21 protein-coding genes are annotated in these 21,812 nt (G+C 33.8%); 13 read left to right on the top strand and 8 right to left on the bottom strand.

Annotated elements, in window-relative coordinates:
* Positions 1 to 92: 92 nt before the first annotated feature.
* A complete protein-coding gene (gene pdxA / locus FYC62_RS14790) occupies positions 93 to 1,148 on the bottom strand; it encodes a 4-hydroxythreonine-4-phosphate dehydrogenase PdxA (protein WP_149075486.1) in 1,056 nt (351 codons plus the stop codon).
* 98 nt (positions 1,149 to 1,246) lie between these two features.
* On the opposite strand from pdxA, the gene rsmA reads away from it, so the two are divergent.
* The 9 genes from rsmA to FYC62_RS14835 all read left to right on the top strand — a co-directional run bounded on the left by rsmA (position 1,247) and on the right by FYC62_RS14835 (position 7,868).
* A complete protein-coding gene (gene rsmA, locus FYC62_RS14795) occupies positions 1,247 to 2,035 on the top strand; it encodes a 16S rRNA (adenine(1518)-N(6)/adenine(1519)-N(6))-dimethyltransferase RsmA (protein ID WP_149075487.1) in 789 nt (262 codons plus the stop codon).
* A 51-nt stretch (positions 2,036 to 2,086) separates the two neighbouring features.
* A complete protein-coding gene (locus FYC62_RS14800; protein ID WP_039453452.1) occupies positions 2,087 to 2,536 on the top strand; it encodes a nucleotidyltransferase substrate binding protein in 450 nt (149 codons plus the stop codon).
* A 1-nt stretch (position 2,537) separates the two neighbouring features.
* Entirely contained in the window at positions 2,538 to 2,861 is a 324-nt protein-coding gene (locus FYC62_RS14805; protein ID WP_039453454.1) for a nucleotidyltransferase domain-containing protein, read from the top strand.
* A gap of 42 nt (positions 2,862 to 2,903) precedes the next feature.
* Complete coding sequence (locus FYC62_RS14810) at positions 2,904 to 3,830, top strand: 2-hydroxyacid dehydrogenase (RefSeq protein WP_149075488.1); 927 nt, start codon at positions 2,904 to 2,906, stop codon at positions 3,828 to 3,830.
* A gap of 131 nt (positions 3,831 to 3,961) precedes the next feature.
* Entirely contained in the window at positions 3,962 to 4,435 is a 474-nt protein-coding gene (gene greA, locus FYC62_RS14815) for a transcription elongation factor GreA (protein WP_039453457.1), read from the top strand.
* An 18-nt stretch (positions 4,436 to 4,453) separates the two neighbouring features.
* Entirely contained in the window at positions 4,454 to 4,855 is a 402-nt protein-coding gene (locus tag FYC62_RS14820) for an HIT family protein (protein ID WP_149075489.1), read from the top strand.
* 341 nt (positions 4,856 to 5,196) lie between these two features.
* Positions 5,197 to 6,801 (top strand): sensor histidine kinase, encoded by a 1,605-nt coding sequence (locus FYC62_RS14825; RefSeq protein WP_149075490.1) that lies wholly within the window; start codon positions 5,197 to 5,199, stop codon positions 6,799 to 6,801.
* Positions 6,798 to 7,430: a response regulator gene (locus FYC62_RS14830; protein WP_149075491.1), complete on the top strand. Its 633-nt coding sequence runs from the start codon at positions 6,798 to 6,800 to the stop codon at positions 7,428 to 7,430. The genes FYC62_RS14825 and FYC62_RS14830 overlap by 4 nt, the downstream gene beginning before the upstream one ends.
* A 114-nt stretch (positions 7,431 to 7,544) precedes the next feature.
* Complete coding sequence (locus tag FYC62_RS14835; RefSeq protein WP_039453466.1) at positions 7,545 to 7,868, top strand: hypothetical protein; 324 nt, start codon at positions 7,545 to 7,547, stop codon at positions 7,866 to 7,868.
* 259 nt (positions 7,869 to 8,127) lie between these two features.
* Here the strand turns inward: FYC62_RS14835 and ruvC are convergent, their stop codons facing one another.
* Complete coding sequence (gene ruvC / locus FYC62_RS14840; RefSeq protein WP_039453468.1) at positions 8,128 to 8,694, bottom strand: crossover junction endodeoxyribonuclease RuvC; 567 nt, start codon at positions 8,692 to 8,694, stop codon at positions 8,128 to 8,130.
* A 47-nt stretch (positions 8,695 to 8,741) separates the two neighbouring features.
* Between ruvC and FYC62_RS14845 the strand changes: the two genes are divergently transcribed.
* The 3 genes from FYC62_RS14845 to FYC62_RS14855 are packed head-to-tail and all read left to right on the top strand — an operon-like array spanning position 8,742 to position 12,134.
* Positions 8,742 to 9,713 carry a lysylphosphatidylglycerol synthase domain-containing protein gene (locus tag FYC62_RS14845; protein WP_449406392.1) on the top strand — a complete coding sequence of 324 codons (972 nt, stop codon included), beginning with the start codon at positions 8,742 to 8,744 and terminating at the stop codon, positions 9,711 to 9,713.
* Positions 9,697 to 10,827, top strand: a complete 1,131-nt coding sequence (locus FYC62_RS14850) for a glycosyltransferase family 2 protein (RefSeq protein ID WP_149075493.1) — start codon at positions 9,697 to 9,699, stop codon at positions 10,825 to 10,827. The genes FYC62_RS14845 and FYC62_RS14850 overlap by 17 nt, the downstream gene beginning before the upstream one ends.
* A 56-nt stretch (positions 10,828 to 10,883) precedes the next feature.
* A complete protein-coding gene (locus FYC62_RS14855; protein ID WP_149075494.1) occupies positions 10,884 to 12,134 on the top strand; it encodes a PP2C family protein-serine/threonine phosphatase in 1,251 nt (416 codons plus the stop codon).
* Between the two features lie 97 nt (positions 12,135 to 12,231).
* Here FYC62_RS14855 and FYC62_RS14860 read toward each other — a convergent pair whose 3' ends face one another.
* The 6 genes from FYC62_RS14860 to FYC62_RS14885 all read right to left on the bottom strand — a co-directional run bounded on the left by FYC62_RS14860 (position 12,232) and on the right by FYC62_RS14885 (position 20,612).
* Positions 12,232 to 12,942: a DUF4198 domain-containing protein gene (locus FYC62_RS14860; RefSeq protein ID WP_149075495.1), complete on the bottom strand. Its 711-nt coding sequence runs from the start codon at positions 12,940 to 12,942 to the stop codon at positions 12,232 to 12,234.
* Between the two features lie 12 nt (positions 12,943 to 12,954).
* Positions 12,955 to 14,139, bottom strand: a complete 1,185-nt coding sequence (locus tag FYC62_RS14865; RefSeq protein ID WP_149075496.1) for a PepSY-associated TM helix domain-containing protein — start codon at positions 14,137 to 14,139, stop codon at positions 12,955 to 12,957.
* 14 nt (positions 14,140 to 14,153) lie between these two features.
* On the bottom strand, positions 14,154 to 16,556 hold the full coding sequence (locus FYC62_RS14870) for a TonB-dependent receptor (protein ID WP_149075497.1): 2,403 nt from the start codon (positions 16,554 to 16,556) through the stop codon (positions 14,154 to 14,156).
* A gap of 79 nt (positions 16,557 to 16,635) precedes the next feature.
* Positions 16,636 to 18,057, bottom strand: a complete 1,422-nt coding sequence (locus FYC62_RS14875) for an O-antigen ligase family protein (RefSeq protein WP_149075498.1) — start codon at positions 18,055 to 18,057, stop codon at positions 16,636 to 16,638.
* Position 18,058: 1 nt separating this feature from the next.
* Complete coding sequence (locus FYC62_RS14880) at positions 18,059 to 19,138, bottom strand: Wzz/FepE/Etk N-terminal domain-containing protein (protein ID WP_168199459.1); 1,080 nt, start codon at positions 19,136 to 19,138, stop codon at positions 18,059 to 18,061.
* A 40-nt stretch (positions 19,139 to 19,178) separates the two neighbouring features.
* The gene (locus FYC62_RS14885; protein ID WP_149075500.1) at positions 19,179 to 20,612 is read right to left on the bottom strand and encodes an oligosaccharide flippase family protein; all 1,434 of its coding nucleotides are present in this window, start codon (positions 20,610 to 20,612) and stop codon (positions 19,179 to 19,181) included.
* A 96-nt stretch (positions 20,613 to 20,708) separates the two neighbouring features.
* On the opposite strand from FYC62_RS14885, the gene FYC62_RS14890 reads away from it, so the two are divergent.
* Complete coding sequence (locus FYC62_RS14890) at positions 20,709 to 21,809, top strand: glycosyltransferase family 4 protein (RefSeq protein WP_149075501.1); 1,101 nt, start codon at positions 20,709 to 20,711, stop codon at positions 21,807 to 21,809.
* Positions 21,810 to 21,812: the final 3 nt, after the last annotated feature.

Genomic DNA, 21,812 nt, shown 5'->3' on the forward strand with positions numbered 1-21,812 from the left:
GGAAAAATAATTAAGCTGTAAAGGTTTTTTTCAAAATGTATGTTTCTGCCTTCAAGCTTTTTATAATCTCTTGGTGTAAAATGCCGTTATTTTTAGTCTCTATCTCTGCTCATTTTAGAGAAAGCAAGGGTATTTGCAGTTAGTTCTGCCTGCTCTCTTCTGCTTTTTACTATATGAATAGCTGCAAATAAAGCTTCTCTGAAAGATGCTGGTACAGCTAAATTTTTACCTGCTATATCGTATCCGGTGCCGTGGTCTGGTGATGTTCTTACTACCGGCAAGCCTGCTGTAAAGTTAACGCCACTATTAAAACTCATAGATTTGAAAGGAATCAAACCTTGATCATGGTACATAGCTAAAACAGCATCAAATTTTGCGAAGGCTTGGTTGCCAAAAAAACCATCGGCAGGGAAAGGGCCAAAAGCAAATACACCTGCTTCTGCGGCAGCTTCAATAGCCGGAATAATAATTTCTTGTTCTTCTTTCCCTAGTAGACCATTATCACCAGCATGCGGGTTTAATCCTAAAACAGCAATTTTTGGTTTTTCTACCCAAAAATCATTTTTTAAAGATTGGTTCATCAGCTTTAGCTTAGAAACTATATTTTCTACAGTGATATGGCTAGCAATATCTTTAACAGGGATATGCCCAGTTACTACACCTACTTTAAAGTTCTCGCTAATCATAAACATTAAAGCATCTTGCCCACCAGCTTTTTCCTGTATAAATTCTGTATGACCAGGGAATTTAAATTCCTCACTTTGGATGTTGTGTTTGTTAATTGGAGCGGTAACTAAAGCATCAATTTTACCAGAAACTAAATCATCAGTAGCTTTTTTTAGCGATAACAAAGCGTATTTTCCGCCTATTTCATTGGCCACACCCAACTCAATTTTTACATCTTCTTCCCAACAATTAATCATATTGGGTTTGCCAGAGTGTGCTTGACTAGCATCAGGAACTACCTGAAAAATAAATTCATGAATATCAGCTGCTTTTCTATGAAAAGAAGCAACTTTGGTATGCCCGTAAACTATGGGGGTACAATATTTATAAACCTCGGCCTCCATTAAAGTTTTAATGATAACTTCTAAACCTATACCATTAACATCGCCTATAGAAATACCAATTTTTAATTGCTCGCTCATAAAAATGAATCTAAATTTTGTGCAAAATAAATATTTTGAGTTTAATCTTCGGGTATTAACGTTAATCTTTACGTAATTTGTAAAGTATTTTAATAATTATGAGTAAGGTAAAAGCCAAGAAACATTTAGGACAGCATTTTCTAACCGATAAAAATATTGCCGAAAAAATTGTCAATTCCCTTATTCATACGCATAAATACAATAAGGTTTTAGAGGTTGGTCCGGGAATGGGCGTTTTGTCTGATTTCTTATTAAAAAAAGAAGCTTTTGAAACTTATTTAATAGATATTGATACCGAGTCTTTTGAATATCTACATAGGCAATACCCCAATTTGGGCGATAAATTAATTAATGCAGATTTTCTAGCGCTTCAATTCAAAGATATTTTCTTAGAGCCTTTTGCTATCATTGGTAATTTTCCTTACAATATAAGTTCGCAAATATTATTTAAAGTTTTAGAGAACAGGCAACAGGTGTCAGAAGTGGTTGGGATGTTTCAAAAGGAAGTTGCAGAGCGCTGTGTAGCAAAACCAGGCAGTAAAGAGTATGGTATTTTAAGTGTTTTTTTACAGGCATATTATAAGTGCGAATATCTTTTTACGGTAAAAGCAGGTGTTTTTAATCCGCCACCTAAAGTGCTTTCGGCAGTCATCAGACTAAGCAGAAATGAAGTTGCTGATTTAGATTGTGATGAAAAACTGTTTTGGCAAGTGGTAAAGGCCGGTTTTAACCAAAGAAGAAAAACTTTAAGTAATGCTTTAGCAGGGATTATACCAAAAGATAAACAAGATGATACAGAAGTTTGGACATTAAGAGCAGAGCGTTTAAGTGTTGGTGATTTTGTAAAATTGACTAATTTGATCACTATAAGTATTAAAGAGAATTAGCTTATGCTCATATAAGATGCTTTTAGTTTAGTATGATTAACGCTTAAAAATATGGAACAAGATATCAGATGGGAGCAAAGGTTTTCAAATTATGTGAAAGCATTACAGAAGCTCACCCAATCAATAGAATACATCAAAAACAATCATGCTAATAGGAAAGAGTTGGTTGACAGGGATTTTGTTCTAAATGAAATGTTAAGAGAAGGGTTGATTCAAAGGTTTGAATATACTCATGAATTAGCCTGGAATGTAATGAAAGATTATGCTATTTACCAAGGCAACTCAAGCGTTGGAGGCAGCAGAGATGCATCTAGAGAAGCTTTTCAGCTTCAATTAATTGCTGACGGAAATGTGTGGATGGATATGATTAGCAGCAGGAATAAGACCTCACACACCTATAATGAAGAAACAGCAGAAGAAATTTTTTCTAAAATAATACAGCAATACTATCCAGCTTTTATAGCATTTAAAAATAAAATGGAAGAGAAAAAAAGTGAATGACATGGATAGTTTGAATGATAATATTGGTTTAGTGCCAGATGATATCATAAAAATTAAAACTGTTTTTATGGGATATCCGCAACTTGACAGCGTTTTAATTTATGGATCAAGGGCAAAAGGTAATTATCGCCCAGCCTCTGATATAGATTTGACGCTTATAGGTAAAGATTTAACATCATCATTATTAAATGAAATAGAGTTTAAACTTGATGATTTATTACTTCCTTATAAATTTGATATTTCTATTTATGATAAAATTACGGATGCTCAATTTCTCGATCATATCAATAGAATAGGAAAAGAATTTTACAGAAAACAAAATTAAAAAGTAATTCTTCCCTCTAAAGGGAGGATTTAGCATAAGCGAATGAAGAAAATATTAATTGTAGACGATTTACATCCTGCGTTTAAAATAGCAGCACAAGATTTAGGTTATGAGGTGGATGATTTACCACTGATTAAGAAAAGCGAAGTACTAGAAATTCTTCACCAATACGAAGGTTTAGCTATCCGTACAAAATTTAGGGTTGATAAAGAGGTGATAGATGCAGCGCCAAACCTGAAATTTGTTGCCAGAGCCGGAGCCGGAATGGACAATATAGAAGTTGCTTACGCCGATGAAAAAAATATTCAATTGATAAACGCACCCGAAGGAAATTCTGATGCTGTTGGGGAGCATGCAATAGGTATGCTTTTATCTTTAATGAATAACTTACGCAAAGCGGATATTGAAATAAGAAACGGAAAATGGGACCGTGAAGGCAACCGTGGGTACGAGCTAAAAGGCAAAACAGTTGGCATCATTGGCTATGGCCACATGGGGCAAAGTTTTGCTCGTAAGCTTAAAGGTTTTGAAATAAAAGTTTTGGCTTACGATAAATACAAAACCCGTTTTACTGATGATTTTGCTACCGAGGCTAGCATGGAAGAAATTGTGAAATATGCTGATGTTTTAAGTCTTCATATTCCTTTAACTAAAGAAACCCGCCAGATGGTTGATGAAGAATATCTAAGACATTTCCGCAGGCCTATTTTCTTTATTAACCTAGCTAGAGGCGAAATTGTAAATACCCAAGCCGTTTTACATGCCATAAAGGAAGGTAAAATTCTAGGTGCCGGATTAGATGTTTTAGAGACAGAAAAATTCCCCGCACTAGGAGAGCAAAATTGGTACACCGCTTTAAGCGAGAACCCTAAGGTATTATTAAGTCCACATGTTGGTGGGTGGACGTTTGATTCTTACCGAAAAATATCAGAAGTGTTAGCCGATAAATTAAAAAATTTGGAATTGTAAACCCAAAAATATTATCTTCGTGATCATTGATGCAAGACTATGTCGGTTAAGACCAGATATAGTCTTGTTTGTTTTTTAAGAGCTTGGTAACAGTCCGGGCTTTTTTTTCAATAACCAAATTAAAAGAGATTATGACAGAGGTTGCGTATTTTACCAAAGAAGGTTTAGAGAATTTAAAACAAGAGCTGCAGTACCTAAAAACAGAAGGAAGGGCAAAAATTGCTGCTGCTATTGCTGAAGCAAGAGATAAAGGAGACTTATCTGAAAACGCAGAATATGATGCAGCAAAAGAAGCACAAGGGCATCATGAATCAAAAATTGCGAAGCTTGAAAATACTTTAGCAAACGCAAGATTGATTGATGAATCTAAAATAGATACCTCAAAGGTTTTGGCTTTATCTATTGTTAAAATCAAAAACTTAAAAAATAATGCTACCATGACCTATCAATTGGTAGCAGAAAATGAAGCCGATTTAAAATCTGGTAAGATTTCTGTTAAATCACCCATAGCGCAGGGTTTATTAGGAAAATCTGTTGGAGATAAAACGGAGATTACAGTTCCGGCTGGTAAAATCGAGTTTGAGATTATGGAAATTAGTAGGTAATATCAATACATAAAAAACATGTCTAGCATATTTAAAAAAATTATAGATAAAGATATTCCAGCACATATTGTTGCAGAGTCTGTAGATTTTATTGCTTTTCTGGATATCAGTCCGTTAAGAGAAGGGCATGTTTTAGTAATACCTAAGCAAGAGGTAGATTATATTTTTGACGTAGAGGATACTTTATATGTAGAGATGATGCTATTTGCAAAAATTGTAGCCCGAGGCTTGAAAAAAGCAATTCCTTGTAAAAAAATTGGGGTAGCTGTTATTGGTTTAGAAGTACCACATGCTCATATCCATCTTATTCCCATGAATAGCGTTTCTGATATGGATTTTAGTAAACCAAAGTTATCGCCAACGCAAGAAGAATTAAGTAATACTGCTTTAAAAATATTAGAAGCTTTAAGAGAAGATTAATTTTCACCGCCAAGAAGTAAAAAGCCTCGAAATGCAATTTTGAGGCTTTTTTTATGATTTACGTTATACCTTCTCTCATGCTTATTCAGTATTATCTGAACGAAGCAAATACCCTTAGCTATTGTTCGGGCTTAGTAAGAAAATAACTTGTTTTATTTATATTGCAAAGATATAAGTTAGTGGGTTATAGTGTGATAAGCTTAGCCGTAAATTCACTTATGAAGTAGCGATTTTTTACCCTACAAACGGTATAGTTTTAATTGAATAACAATGTAATTGATCAGGTTTAATGAACATTAAAACACTAGTACTCATTATCATTAAATAGTTTGATCGTATTAGTGATTGGTTTATTATCATTTTCTTTTTATGAGCAGTTTTCAAGTGTTTTGAATGATCGTATTCTAATGCAATTGAATTCAATCGAAACTCTCGAAAGTATACAAATAGAAAATCTAATAAAGTCAGAATGGCAAAGCTTTGAATCATCTGAAAAGTATTACAAAAATGTTGATAGTAGTAGTTTAGTGCTTTCAGACAGCATCAAGAGGATAAATGGTATTCATGATTTTACGCCTTATCATAAAAATAAAAAGGCAACAATAGGTTTTGTTTTAAATTCTAACAAAGGCAGAAAAATCAAGGTCATAGATTATAGCAACATACAAAATATTCTTCTGGAAAGAACTGGTATGGGCGAGAGTGGGGAGACCTATTTGGTGGGCGAAGATTTTAGAATGCGTTCTGAATCTAGGTTTCTACCTGATAAAAAACCTTATGATATAGCTGTAAAAACCCCAGGTGTCATAAGCGCTTTAAAAGGGATTAACGGAAGAGGTATTTTTAAGGACTACAGAGGTGTGCCGGTTTATAGTGTTTATAGCCTTATTCAAATTTCAAATCTGAAATTGGTTATCCTTTCTGAAATTGATATAAGCGAGGTTACGAAGCCTTTAGAAAAATTAAAAATGAGGCTTATGACCTTAACGCTCATCATTTTTTTAGTAGCTGTTACCCTTTCTCTTTTCCTAACAAGAATTATTGTTAATCCAATAAAGAACATGCAAAATAGCCTAAGAGTTATGGCTAAGGGCGACTATAATCAAACCATCGAATATAAAAGAAGTTCGAATGAAATTAAAGAAATGTTTGAAGCGCTATTAAATCTGAAAGCTTCTTTACAAGGTGCTGTAAAATTTTCTGACGCAATAGGTAATATGAATTTGGAAACAAACTATGAACCCAGTAGCGCCAATGATGTCCTTGGAAAAAGTCTTTTAACGATGAGAAATAAACTCATTGATTATAAAAATAAAGAAGATAATAGCAGAATAATGGCTAAGCGCTTTTTGGTAAACGGATTGGAAAATGAAAGACGTAGACTTTCAAGAGAACTTCATGATGGCTTGGGGCCTTATTTAACTTCTTTGAAGTTTTATATAGAAAATAACGTTAAAGATGAGTTGAAGAAAACGGAGATGAAGAAAATAGTGGATGAGGCTATTTCCGAGATCAGATTGATGTCTAATGCACTAATGCCCGCTTCTATTGATGATTTTGGGATTGGAGTAACACTAACCAACTATATAGAAAACTTAAATAGATCAACTACGATAAACATTGAATACGAAGATTTAACCAAACAAGAAAATTCTAATATTTCTAATCATCAAGGCATTAATCTTTTTAGAATAAGCCAAGAGCTCATAAATAACTCTTTAAAACATTCTAAAGCAAAAAATATCCGAATTACGCTTTCAGAATTTGATGACTTTATTTCTCTTTTTTATTTTGATGATGGCCTTGGTTTTGAAATGAACTCGGTTAAACTAGGATCTGGAATTATTAATATCAAAGAGCGTGTAGAAATTTGTAATGGCAGTATTTTAATCAGTGCTTTACCCGGAAATACAACTTTCGAAATTGAATTACCTGTTGAATTATGAATGAAATTAAATTAATAATAGCTGATGATCATGAACTTTTCCGGATTGGGCTGGCAGAATTGCTTAAAAAGCATAACGACATTAAAATTGTTAAAAGTGTTGCTGATGGAGTAGAGTTGATGGATGCACTTAACAGCGAGCTTAATGCTGATATAGTTTTACTAGACCTTACCATGCCGAATATGGATGGTTTTCAAGTTTTAAAAGGAATAAAAAACTTAAATTCTAATATAAAACCTATTGTAATTTCTATGCATAGTGTGGGTAACTATATTGCTAAATGTGCCAAAATGGGCGCATATGGTTACTTATTAAAAAATACTGATGAATCTGAATTGGTATTTGCAATAAGAAATGTTTACAAAGGAAAGAAATATTTTAGCTCAGAAATTTCTGAAAAGATGATAAATTTTATGTCTACCCAAAGCGTTAGCGAAAATGTCTTATCAAATAAAGAAATTGAGGTTTTGGTATTAATTTCTAAAGGTTTAACCACAAAAGAAATTGCCGCTAAACTATTTGTAAGTACACGTACTATAGAAACACACCGCACTAGCATTCTTAAAAAATTTGAGGTAAAAAATACTGCCGAGCTTATTAAAAAAGCTACAGAAATAAATCTGATATAATTTAAGGCAGTAACTCTATCCGTATAAATACGGATATAAATAGCGTAAATTCTTACAATACTAAATTCTTACTACTGACTGTACATTTAATAAGAATAATAAAAAATGACGGTCATGAAAAAAGTAGCATTGGTTTTAGGGTTATTTACCTTATCGTTTGGGGCACTGGCACAAGATAAAAGTGAAGTGAAACAAAGTGATTTAAAAGGTCCAGCATATAAAAATTATAAGTTTTGGATGCATAAATCGGTTCCAACAAAAATACAGTCAGCTTCAACTGTTAATACACTACAGGGGCCAGCATATAAAAACCAAAATTTTAGTGCAAATACATCAAATACGGAAATGGTCTTGGTAAGCACTGTTGGCAATGAGCAGCAAAATTTGAAAGGGCCAGCTTACAAAAACTACAATCACTTTAGTAGAAAATCAAATTAATACAAGGTTTTAAACATAGTTTAAAGTTATACATACACCTTAAGTTTTAGTAAGTTGCTAAACCTGAAACAGAGGTAAATCTTAAACAAATGGGGAAGTCATAAGAAAGACTTCCCCATTTGTTTTGTTAAGCCCTTGTGCGTTTAGGATATATTAATTTTAGTTTGTTTGTAATCTGTTGAATATAAATCAATTGAAGTATTGTGAATATGGTTGTTTTCACTCGTACGACTTGCCTCAGTTACAGAACTACTCGTGGTTATTTCACTCTCTTAGCATTATCCTTAACAAAACTCTCCCAGCCGCTATAAGTTTTGCCTTTACCGCCAGTTGAAATTTTCTGAAAAGAATGACAAACTGCAACAGCCAAACCATCTGTAGCATCTAAAAACTCCGGAGTTTCTTTAAAGCCTAATAATTGTTGTAGCATAGCTGCTACTTGCTCTTTACCTGCATTTCCGTTTCCGGTGATAGATTGCTTGATTTTTTTTGGCGAATATTCAAATATGGGAAGTCCTTTTGCCAAGCCTGCAGCCATAGCAACACCTTGGGCCCTGCCTAATTTTAACATCACTTGTATGTTTTTACCGTAAAAGGGCGCCTCAAGTGCCATACAATCTGGCTGATATTGCTCTATTAAGCTGGTGGTGCGTTCAAAAATGCGTTGCAGCTTAAGCGGATGATCGTCTAAATGATCTAATTTAACAATGCCTAAATTAACTAAAGAAAGTTTACTACCAGTTTCTTTTACTAAACCATAACCCATAACGGCAGTACCGGGGTCTATCCCTAAGATGATTCTTTCTTTTGATTTTTCTCTTAGCATAAGGGCAATATTAAGCTAATTTCTTAACATTGTAAAAAATGGCGGTTTTGACAAAGCAGCACAAAAAAATTATCAGCTACCTTATAAAATTTAGTATCCTGCTTTTGGCGGCTATTTTTATTTATAAGCGATTGTCTGATAATACCAATCTACAAAATTTCAATCAGTTAATTTCTACACTAGATAAAAACCGGGTAACGCTTATTTTGTCTTTTATACTTTTGTTGATGCTTTTTAATTGGTTGTTAGAGAGCTTAAAATGGAAGTTTTTAATTGCTAAGGTAGAGACTATTAAACTTCAAAAAGCTATAGCATCTGTTTTTTGCGGTTTAACTTGGGCAGTTTTTACACCAAACAGAATTGGAGAATACGGCGGACGTATCTTTTTTTTATCGCCAAGGAAAAGAATACAAGGTGCCATAGCCATGAGTGTTGGGCACATAGCCCAAATGGTTATCACCAATGTTGCAGGCGCTATAGCTTTGTTATGGTTTTTGTTTCATTTTGTGATAACAAACCAAAGTTTATTTTTCGCTATCTCCTTTCTGGTAATTGTATTTTGCAGCTTTTTTATTCTTTTCTATTTCAATATTCATTGGCTTAATCATCTTCTTAATAGTATTAAACCTTTTAGGCGTTTTAATGCTTTTTTTGGAGTTTTAAACAGCTATAATATTAAAGAATTAAGCAAAGTATTGTTGTTTAGCATAGCTAGATTTGCAGTCTTTACCACACAATATATTTTAATTATTCATTTACTTGTACCCGAGATACCTTTTTATCAAATAAGTTTATTGGTATTTATTTTGTTCTTTGTTCAATCTGCATTACCATCATTAGATTTACTTGATATTGGCGTTAGAAGTATGACAGCTACTTATTTTTTCAGTTTCATCACTCATCAAGAAATTGCAATTATGGCTTCTGCGGCATTAATTTGGTTGGTTAATTTAATTATTCCTGCTATTTTGGGTTCTTTCTTTGTTTTTAAACTCAATTTCTTTGGTAACAATTCTTAGTATATTTTCTATCCTGCTTAGCATTATTTATGCATTATTATTGCTTTTTTTAAATAAGGGTTGGTTAAATCTGCCTAATTTTGCTTTTAAAAAGATACAGCCTCTAACAAAAGTTTCTATCATTATAGCCGCCAGAAATGAAGAAGATAAAATTGCTTTAACTATTGATGATATCCTAAAACAAGAGTATCCAAAATCGCTTTTTGAATTAATTGTAGTTGATGACCATTCTACAGATGCAACAGCAGAAATTATAAGCCGTTATGCCAACCAAGGCGTTAAGCTCATCAAATTAAATGAAAGCGAGCCTTTAAATTCATACAAGAAAAAGGCTATAGCAGAAGCTATAAAAATAGCTTCCGGAGAGCTTATCATCACTACAGATGCCGACTGCCGCATGGAGAATTTATGGTTACCAACCATTATCAATTATTATAACCAGCATGATTACAAATTAATAAGTTCGCCAGTAGCCTATTTTGAGGAACAAAGCTTTTTTGAAAAGCTGCAAACTTTAGAGTTCTCTTTTTTGATAGGTTTAGGAGCAGCAGGTATAGGTAATAAAATGGCTTCTACTTGCAATGGCGCTAATTTAGCTTATCGTAAAGATGTTTTTGTAGAGCTAGGTGGTTTTAAAGGGATAGATGATTTAGCCTCTGGAGATGATGAGCTTTTATTACATAAAGTAGCATTTGCATACCCCGGAAGTATTGGTTTTTGTAAATCTTATGATGCTATAGTTTTTACGCATGCTAAAGAAAACTTAAAAGCTTTTATTCAGCAGCGTAAACGTTGGGCTAGTAAAAGTGTAAAATATAAAGATAAACGTATTGTTGCTTTGGCAGTTTCTGTATGGTTATCAAACCTAAGTTTGATTGTAAATGGTTTGCTAGCCATGTTTTTACCTGTTTTATTATACGTCTTTATTATCCAATACTTACTTAAATTATGGGTAGAATTATGGTTTTTATATCCCGTTTTGACATTTAACCGGAGAAAAAACCTGCTATTTTTATTGCCTCTACTTACACTTATTCATCCTTTATATTTCATTTATATTGGTATTGCAGGAAATTCTGGAAAATATAATTGGAAAGGTAGAATGGTTAGATAGTTTTAAAATTGAGTTTTAATAGATAAATAATTAATTTAGAAACATAGAACAACATTTTGAAAAACGAACAGAACCATTCCAATGATGAAGAGCAAATAGACCTGATTGAGCTTTTGCTGAAAAGGCAAGCCGAGCTAAATGCGCTTCTGGAAATTACACAGGCTATTAATAGTAATGTGCCAGGTTCTGTCTTGATAGAAATGCTGGAACTTATTTTAAAAACCAATTTAAAAGTTGGTAGGTTTAGATTGCTCTTTGTTAATGAAGATGACTTTATCTGTGTTTCTCAGTTTGGTGGAGATTTAGATATTTACGAGGATTACAATGCCATAAGTAAAGAGTTGATTGAGCTTAAAAATCCTACGCAGCTTTCAGACCATCCCGACCCGATTTTTAAAGGATACGACTTTTTTATTCCTGTTTATCATAAAGACCAAGCTTTAGCATATGTTTTGGTCGGAGATTTTCCTCAAAAAGAAAAGCTTTTAGGCAATCAGATAGATTATATCCAAACCTTAATTAACGTTATTATTGTTGCTTTTGAAAATAAGAAACTTTTTAAAGAGCGTATTCAAAAAGAACGTTTGCAAAGAGATTTAGAATTGGCCAGTCAGGTGCAAAACATGTTAATTCCGCAGGTTTTACCTAAAAATGCAGAGTTAGATGTGGAAGCCATTTACCGTCAGCACCAAACCATAGGTGGCGATTTTTACGATTTCATAGAGCTTAACGAATCAGAAATTCTTTGGTGCGTTGCCGATGTTTCTGGAAAAGGTATTTCAGCCGCTTTAATTATGGCCAACTTTCAGGCTAGTTTAAGGGCGCTTGTTTCTGTTGATATTTCTTTATCAGAATTGATTACTCGCTTAAATAAAGTGGTGTATCAAAACACTAAAGGAGATAGGTTTATTACCTTGTTTTTAGGTAAATACAATAAGCAAACCAGGGTACTTAATTTTCTTAATGCAGGGCATAATGCTTCTTTATTGATACAAGGAAACGGCGTAGTGCCTCTTTTAAAAGGAACTACCATGATTGGCGTTTTTGATGAATTGCCTTTTGTAAATGAAGGCTTCATAGCGATAGAACCAGAAGCCCTCATTTTTAATTATACCGATGGTATTTTAGAATTTGATGGAGAAGAAGAAAGAAGCCTTTCTGAGGTAGATTTAATGGACTTCCTCATCGCTAACAAGCAGCTAGATTTAAATGTTATTCACCACTTACTCATCAAAAAGATAGAAGGTATTAGAAGAAGCCTCACAGCAACAGATGATATTACCATTTTATCTTTAAGGTTTCATTAGATTGGTTCATAGCGAATGGTTAAAAGTGTAAATTAAACACCTGTATTACAGAAAGACTAAACCACCTAACAAACTAACGACCTAAACCATATCACCCCTAATGAATAAAAATACCCGAGGTAGCACCCTGCCAACTAGCATCATAAGTTTTACCGTGATGAGTACCATTTGTCTTTTCGTAATTACTAGCTTCTAAAACATAAAAACCTTTCCATACTGGTTTAAAAGTAATATAACCATTTTCATCTGCAATGCATTCTTTGCTCCAACCCTCGGGTGAGAAAATCATTACTTTTCCTTTTGCAAATGCATTGTTGTTTAACAAAACTTGAAATTCTACTTCCTGATTTATTTGATGTACTTTATGCGATTTAAAAACTGTTTTTAGCAGGTTAGGCACATCAGCCTGAGCTTTAATGTTACCTACATTCACAATAGCGTAAGAAGAAAATTCATATTTGGTAGTACCACCTAATTCTTTGGCTTCATGCACTACGGATAAAGCATATTGCCCTTGTACAGTAGGTGTAAAAGATGTTGTAAAACCATTTTCAGTTTCTTTTACTTGTAATTTAATTTTCTCTTTTCCGGGTTTTATTAGCCATAAGCTAAACTGGTTAACATCAGAATACCATTTAGCTGGTGCTTCTTTTTCTTGCGTTGCATATTCACCATAAAAAATATTTACTTGCTGTACTTGGCCTATTTTACCGTTTAGCGGAGTTTCTATCCATAAAGCATGGGCTAATAAATTTTTAAATGGAAGCGCTAATAAGGCTAAAAAGAGTATTGATTTTAGAGTTTTCATAATTGTATTTTATTAAGCTGTAATTAATTTTTCTGAGTGTATGATTTTTGTTTTTTTATTTTTTCTTCCCCACCATATCATGAAACCGGTAATGGGTAAGCTAGACGATATAAGGCTAGCTATAAATGCCAATATTTTACCGGGTAAGCCTAAGATGGCCCCCACATGGATGTCATAATTCATGGCGATAATTTTTTCTCCGTTATTGGCATCAGTAAAATTTTTACGATGTAAGCGTTTACCGCTATACTGGTCAAACTGTAACTGGTCTTGGTTGTAGTAAACCTCTTTTCCACGATAGCCTGTAATTCTAATGGTAGCTTCTGCTGTTGCAGGTTTGAGTATAGCTAATCTATCTGCTTCTGCTAATTCTCTTTTAGCAGTTTGGTATGCTAAATCAATAGGGTTTTGAGTGGTTTTTAAAGTTGAATCTGCCAAGTTTGAGCTAAGTTTTATTTGTTCTGGTGCTGTAGTACTTTGTGCAGCTACAAGATAAACCGTAGCCTGAAACCATTTAAAGGCCCAAACCATCCCCGTAAGGGCTAAAAGTAATAACACAAATGAAGCATAAAAGCCAGCTACATTATGTAAGTCGTAATTGAGGCGCTTAAATTTTGCCGACCATTTAACTTTGAAACTCTTGTTAACATTAGATTTTTTAAGGTTTTTTGGCCACCATAAAATGATACCACTGATAAGCATCACTACAAAAATTAGCGTGGCATAGCCAACAATAGGCTGCCCATAGGTAGTGCTTAACAATAAACTCCAATGCATGTATTTAACCAGACTAAAGAAATTGTATTTGTAATCTATCTTACCAGTAACAGCTCCAGTGTAAGGGTTTAAGTAAATGGCATCGTAATATTCAATAGCCTCAAAATAGGTAATGGCATCTTCTGGGCCAGCTTTAAAAAACATAAATTCCCATGCTTTATCAGTCTGTTTAAAACTTGTTGCCGTACGTATGGGTATTTGTTTGCCATACTCCAGTTCTGCTTTTTTAATAAGCTCGGATATGGGTAAAGTTGATGCGTTTTTAGGTACATCAACATACAAGACATCATGATAATAAAGGCTTGATATTTCTTTTTGAAAAACATACAAGCAACCGGTGATGCTTACTATAAACACCACTAGCCCGGATGATAATCCGAGCCAGAGGTGAATTTTTCTGATACTTCTTTTAAAGCTCATCTTAAATTTTATACTTAAAACTTGTAACTAAAGCTAGCATTTACAGTTCTTGGTCTTTGGGCTTCTATGGTAGACCAACCTTTGTAATATTCTTTATTAGTTAGGTTATCTAACTTTAAGATTAGGCCTATTCGGTTAGTTTGGTAAGATGCTGAGGCATTTAATACAGTATAAGCTGGAAGTGCAAAAGCACCAGGCGTTAACCTGTTCATAATAAAATTTTCACTAGCATAATTACCACCAAAACCTAAACCAAAGCCATTTAAATAGCCCTCTAAGAATTTATAGCTTAGCCATAAGTTTATCATATCTTGTGGGCCAGCACTTTCTGGTCTTCTACCAACAAATTGTAAATCGCTGCTTTCAACAACTTTACTATCATTATGGCTATAGCCGGCAATAATATTTAAACCTTTAAAAGGGTTAGCTATAACTTCTGCTTCAAAACCTTTACTGTAGTTTTCACCATCTTGCGAGTATTGGAAAACGCCAGAACCTGGTGCAGTTTCGCCACCTTGTCTTACCACATCAGAAACTCTAATATCATAATAGCTTAATGTACCTGTTAGAAGATTATTGAATAAGCTTAATTTAACACCACCCTCTAATTGGTTGGCTTGCTCTGGTCTGAAGGTATTCACAACGCTTCCTTGGGTAATAGGAGCAATGTTTCTAAAACCATTCATGTAATTACCAAAAATGGAAATCTTGTCTTTTATAGGTTGGTACACGACACCCAATTTTGGTGAAAATGCAGTTTGGTCATAATCATCATTAGGATTGGTTTCTACACCTTTATTATTGAAAAAATCAAACCTACCGCTCAGCATGGCAGAAAGTTGTGGCGTAAAGTTGAATACGTTAGAAATATAAGCGCTATAAACTTCTTGCGATGCTTTAGTTTTTGGAGCAGCCAATGTCCTTAGTCTATCATCAACAGCAGGTCTGGTTAAAATACCCGTATCTTCACCATTCATTTTAACATCACCAACCACAGCATAACCGCTGCTGTTATTGATGTTAACTCTGTTATAATAATCTAAACCTGCAACTAAGCGGTTTCTAAATTTCCCAATTTTAAAATCACCTATAAAGTTTTGTTGAATATCTGAAGTATAAGTATTACCATTTTGCTTGCTTATGTATCTTCTAAATACGCCGTCAATATTTGGGTAATTAGGAATAAATCTCGATACTTCGTACAAATAAGAGTAGTAACCATCAGATTTAGCAGCACTTCTAGAATATACAGTTTGGGAGGTCCAACTATCAGAAAGTTTGTAGTTGATTTGACCTTGGAAACTACTAATCGGGTTTTTTAAAGTTAGCTCGTTATTGGTGAAAGAAAGTTTAGGATTATAACCTAACTCATCCATGTTTTTAGCTAGCAATGGGGCTCCACGGTCTAAAAATATCATCGCTGGGTTGGTTCTTTCATCGTTTAAAAACTCAGCATTTAAATCAATACTTAATCTATCGCTGGCTTTGTAGCTTAAAGAAGGCGCAAAAGACAAAGCTTTTCTGAAGCCAGCATCTTGGAAGCTACCCTCTGTATGGTAAGCGGTATTAATTCTTAAAAATAAGTTTTCTTTAACCGGAGTATTAATGTCTGCGCTAAATCTGTTTAAGCCATAAGTGCCTGATGTATAATTAATTTCTCCACCAAATTGCTCATATGGTTTTTTGGTAACCACGTTAATTAAACCACCATAAGAAACCAAACTACTTCCAAATAAGGTGCCTGAGGGGCCTTTAATAACCTCCAAACGCTCTACATTAGAAACATCTAAACCACCATTGGTTAAGCCTGGTAAGCCGTTTAATAAATTAGGTTGTACGGCAAAACCTCTTAAAGAGTAGTAGGCCGCTCCGTCTCCAGATCTTCCAGTAGAAGTCCAAAGTTTATCAATACCAGGGGCATTTTTAACAATATCATCAAAACTTGTAATGACTTGTTCTTTTATCAGCTCGCTAGAAATGGTGCTATAAACCTGAGGGTTTTCCATATTTAGTAGCGGTAACCTAGCTACATACGGAGATTCTTTTTTAGCAAACTTATTAGCTTTAATCTCCTTAATCGTAACTTCTTTTAATTGCTGTCCGCTCTCAGAAAGGATAAAATCTAGTTCTGCTATTTGGTTAGTTATAACCACAGCTTGTTTGCTTTGTGATGCTAAACCTACATAGCTGGCTGTAACTTCATAAACACCAGGTTTTAAGCCTTTGAGTAGATATTGGCCTTTATCGTCTACCAAGGTACTTTTAACGCCTTTAATGGTTATAGAAACTAAAGGGGCTGCTTGTCCGTCTGAACTTGTTACTTTTCCTTTTATAGCTCCGGATTGAGCATTAGCTAACTGATAGCTAAATATGATAGATAGGAATAAAATGAAAGATTTTAGATAATTATTATTCATTGTTTTTATTTAGATTAATTATAAACAGAGGCAAATATAAATCATGAATTCTTAAATCCAAAAGTTATTTATAATTAATCTAAATAAATTTAATGTTTTTATGCTGATGGTAAATAGCCCCCGTCATACCTAACAAGGCCCAAAATACAAGAGCGGCTTTATCTTGGTCTAGAAAATTATTAAGAAAGCCATGTATCAAATAGGTTGATAAACTTAATAAAACAGCTAAGGCGTATAGTTGAAGTTGCTTATCCGGAGATTGATAAATAACGTTTAAAAGTAATTTAATGACCGTAAAAACGAGCATTAAAAAAGTGAGTAAGCCTACAACACCACTTTCTATTAAAGGCCTCAAATATTCGCTATGTATACCGCCCATATCTCCGGTGGTAGTGCTAATAGAAGTCATTTCATGGGCTCTTTGATAGCCCGAGTATTGAAACTGATAGGTACCTGGTCCGTATCCCCAAAAGGGTTTTTCTTGAAACATCCTCCAGGCAGATTTCCATCTGTTTAGCCTTTCTACGTTAGAATCATCAGTGCTGATGTTAGAAATAGATTTTAAATCTCCCTCTAGGGTTTTGCCCGATGCTGATTTATTAAACCTGATGGTTTGGTAAATCTGATTTTGAAAAATTAACGCTATACATGCCGCTATCACCAAACCTATGATGATGGTTTTAAATCTTAGCCGCAGTTTAATTAGTAAAGCGAAGCCCAAGGTAATGATAATGCTTAACCAAGCCGCTCTGGAATAAGAAAGTAGTATCCCAACTGTGGTTGATGCGGCAATTATCAATAAAAAAATAAAATTTACGTTTGATAAATACGCCCTGCCTTTAATGATTAAAACCATAGCAAAAACAAATATCATGGCGCAAACAGCACTGTAAACGGTATGGTCATCAAAGAAAGGAGTCATAACAAAGGTTCCGCTTTTTTGTGAAAAACCACGTTGCCAATGTCTTATGCTGGTGTAATAAATAATCAGGCATAAGCCTAAACCGTAAGAAATGATAAAGTTTTTGATGTTATGCTTTTGTTGGAAAATGAAAAATCCCCATAAAAATCCCGTAGCAATAAACCAAAAATGAGTAAGTAAAAATTTTAAGGAAACTAAAGGAATACTACTGCTTAAACTGGTGATGATGAGCCAGCAATAAAACATTAGTACACAAATGGTTAAAGGGCTTTTAAATACAGTTTTAAAATCTGATGGTTCTTGCCAAAGCTTTAAAAAAAACACCAAGCTAAAGGCAAACATCATAGGTTCATCAGGCAGGTTTATACCTGCCGTTCCTAGCATAATCTTTACCGACAGCGGCGTACAAAAAGCTATCAATAACAAAATCTTATCTAAAGAAAATATAAAAAGAGCTGTGAAAATTAATGCAGCAGGAATAAGCAATCCATAATAAACAGGAAACTTAAATACCACAAAAGCTATCAGCATTAAGAAGCCAATACTTAAGGCGTAAATCTGTTTAATAGATGTTATCAATTTAATTAGAATTTTCCTTGGCCAAAAAGCCTAAACAAGCTAACAAAAATGCACTTAAACCAATGCTCAACATCACTAATAATTTATTGGGGTAAGTGCTTTTTTCTGGTACGCTTGCTTTATCAACAATAAATTTTTGGGCAGCAGATTTCTTTAAATCTACCTCGGCATTTTCATAACGTAGTTGTAAATTGGTTAAAGCTTCTTTTTCCTTTTCGTAAACAGCTTCATAATCTAAATATTTACCACTTAGCTTGCTAAAAGTACTTACCGTTGGTTGTAAAGATTTTAAAGTAGCCCTAGCAGCCTCCAAACGTCCTTTTGCTTTAATATAGGTGGTATCTGGTAAATCTTTTCGGTAGGCATCATAAACTTTTAAACGAGCTTCTTCTGCTTTTAATTGTGTTTCTGCTTTAATAATGGCTTCGCTTAAAACTTCAGATTGTGCTTCATAATCAAATACACCTTGTGCTCTTATGCTACTTAGTTGTGCTAAAATAGAATCAACCTGTTTTTGCTTTTTTTGGTATTGAAAATCTAAAATATCAAAAGCTTGTTTTGCTCTTGCTTGCTGCATCAATGTACGCATGCTATCTAGCGCAAAAGATATATAGTTGGCAATAGCTGCTGCCATTTTTGGGTCTTCATCTTTAACAGCAATTTTTATAGCTAAATAATCTGTACGGTTAATTTTAGTATTTGATGCTAGTTGCTCTCTTACTTTGGTTTGCGGGTATTTCTCATCAGCTTTTATATCGTAATGAGCTCTTAAATTAAATTTTTGAATCACCTTGTCTTTCAACTCATCAGCCTGAAGCATTTCTAAAACTTGGTCGGTTTGCTCTTCGCTTCCAAACTCCATAAAGTCTTCTAGATTACTTTCTCCTAGTACAGATTTTGATATAGAATTATTTGCTGGAGTATAAAAAACCGTGTATGCCTCGTATTTAGGTGTAATTAAAAAGCTGATGATTAAGCCTATAACCAAACCAATAAGGCTTATCATAGCAATATGCTTCCGGTTTTTGATAATGATATTGCTGATAGAGAGAAGGTTAAGCTGTGGTATTACTTTTTCCAATTTCTTGATTTTAAGCTGTTAAATTAAAAATAATATCTGTTTATACCATTTTTAACATATCCTTAATTTTTTCTAGGGATAAAAGTTTAATGATAAAGCTGGTGATGATACTGCCGCTTATAAAGATGAATAAGGAGAGTAACCAATGTATGTTACTATATTTTAGAAGGTAGCCACCTAAAACTAATATTGCTACAAAGCCAAATAATTTTAAAATGATGCGAAGCGGAAAATGAGCTTCAAAATAAATATGGTAAAAAACCTGATAAGATAAACCCGCAACCACTAAAGCTATTAAAGTGCTTAAAGCTGCGCCATAAGCTAAATATTGCGGTATGAGGTAGCAGTTTAACACGATATTGATGAGTAAACCCATTCCGGAAATTATATTTAATGCTTTTAATTTATTGGCGGCTGTTAAAATGCTGCTGAAAATATAATAAAGCACAATAAATGGGCTGTTAAACATTAGCAAACCAAAAACATCGGCCAAATGGTTACTACTTTTATCTCCATATAAAAGATGCATCATTTCTACTTTAAAAAACCAGCAACTTAAAGAAATGATGATGGCCAAAACCATCAACAATTCAAAACTCTCTTTTACTACACCTTGGATATTTTTCCCCTCGGCAATAAATCTACTTACGGTAGGAAAAAACAAAGATGCAAACAAGACATAAATGATATTTGAGGCATCTAACAAGCGGTAAGCCGCAGCATAAATACCGGCTTCTAATTGTCCGTTTGGGAGCATTTTTTCTAGCATGATGCTATCAATTTTATTGTAGGCTAGCACTAAAAAGGTAAAAAGTGTAAAAGGCATTAAGCTTTTTAGGATACTGAAATCTGGTTTTAATTTGCTTAAATGAATAACATGAATTCGGTTTTTATGTAAAACTAAAGCGCAACAAACAATACTCATGGCTACTGCAATTACTTGGCTCAGGGCAAAGAATAAGAGATTGCTACTTAAAGCTATTTCATAAACCAAAAGTGGGATAAATAATAAAATCAGCAAGAGCTTATCTAAAACAGAAAAAACGGTTTCTGCCTTGTACAGCTCGGCACCTTTTAAATAAGACCTTAAAAAGTTTAAGAAAGACCATAGTACATGGTACAAACTCAGCCAAAATAAAAGCACAAAATAACTGCTATCATAACCGCTAGATAGGGCACTTAAAAAGGTAATGATGATGTAAATGGCAGATAGTATCAGCTTTAAGCTAAAAAGTTTTACGTTTTCTTTTGCGGCAACTTTTTGTGCTACAGAGCGTAACAGGTAGTTATTAATGCCAGGATCTGTAACAATGCTTAAAACAAAACTGAAATTAAAAAGACTATAATACAAGCCATAAGCTTCAAAACCGGCAGCTAATTGTACACCACGTTCTACTCCAAAAATCCAGACTAATTTTATGGAAACATTTACAAGAATTAATATAATTACCCAGCCAGCTAACTTTTTATGCATAACAGTTGAAAGATGAAAATAAACTAATAAATGCAAAGCCGCAATTTTATTATGAAGCAGGTTTATTTATCTTAGCCCTTAACCTTAATTTATATTTTGCGAATAGCCGTTAACACCCGTTTTTTACAAAAAGATAATCTGGAAGGTATAGGAAGATTTTCTTTTGAAACTTTAAAAAGGATGGTCCTCAAGCATCCAGAGGTAGAGTTTATCTTTTTGTTTGATAGAAAATTTGATGCTTCATTTATTTTTGCGCCAAATGTAAAGGCATATGTAGTTTATCCACAAGCAAGGCATCCTTTTTTGTATTATATCTGGTTTCAGTACAGTTTAAAAAGAAAATTAAAAGCGCTTAAAGCGGATGTTTTCCTATCTCCTGATGGCTTTTTAACTTTAAATATTGATGTTAAAAAAATAGCGGTTATACATGATTTGGCTTTTGAGCATTATCCTGAAGCTATAGATTGGCTTTCTTCTGTTTATTACCGATACTTTTTTCCAAAATTTGCCCACCAGGCTGATGCCATTGTTACCGTATCGCATTTTAGCAAGGCAGATATCGTCCAAAAATATCAAATACCAGAAAGTAAAATAGCTGTTGTTTACAATGGTGTATCTGATGTTTTTAAACCTTTAGCTCAGCAAGAAAAGCAGCAGCAAAAATTTGATAAACCTTATTTTATTCATACCGGAGCCATACATCCACGTAAAAATATACTTTGCTTATTACAAGCTTTTGAAGCTTTTAAAACAAAAAATCAATTACCACATATATTGGTGCTTACCGGAAGGAAGGCTTGGAAAAATCAAGAGCTGGAAAATTATTACCAGCAAATGCAGCATAAAGCCGATGTTATTTTTACCGGTAAATTACCTGATGAAGAATTGGCAAGTTTAGTAGCACAGGCAACTGCTGCTGTCTACCCTTCTTATTTTGAGGGTTTTGGCTTGCCTGTAATAGAAGCTTTTGCATGCGGTACGTCAGTTATCACCAGTAAAGACACAGCTATGGAAGAAATTTCTGGCGGCTTGGCACATTTAATTAATCCGTTTAACGTTTTTGACTTAGAAAATGCTTTGCTTAAATTAGCAAATATGCAAGCAGATAAAGAGCAGCAACTTAAAAGAATAGCTTTTTCGCAAAGGTACACTTGGGACATTGCTGCTGATAAATTGTGGGATATTATACAAAAATAAGCT

The sequence above is a fragment of the Pedobacter aquae genome, from assembly GCF_008195825.1.
GTDB lineage: Bacteria > Bacteroidota > Bacteroidia > Sphingobacteriales > Sphingobacteriaceae > Pseudopedobacter > Pseudopedobacter aquae.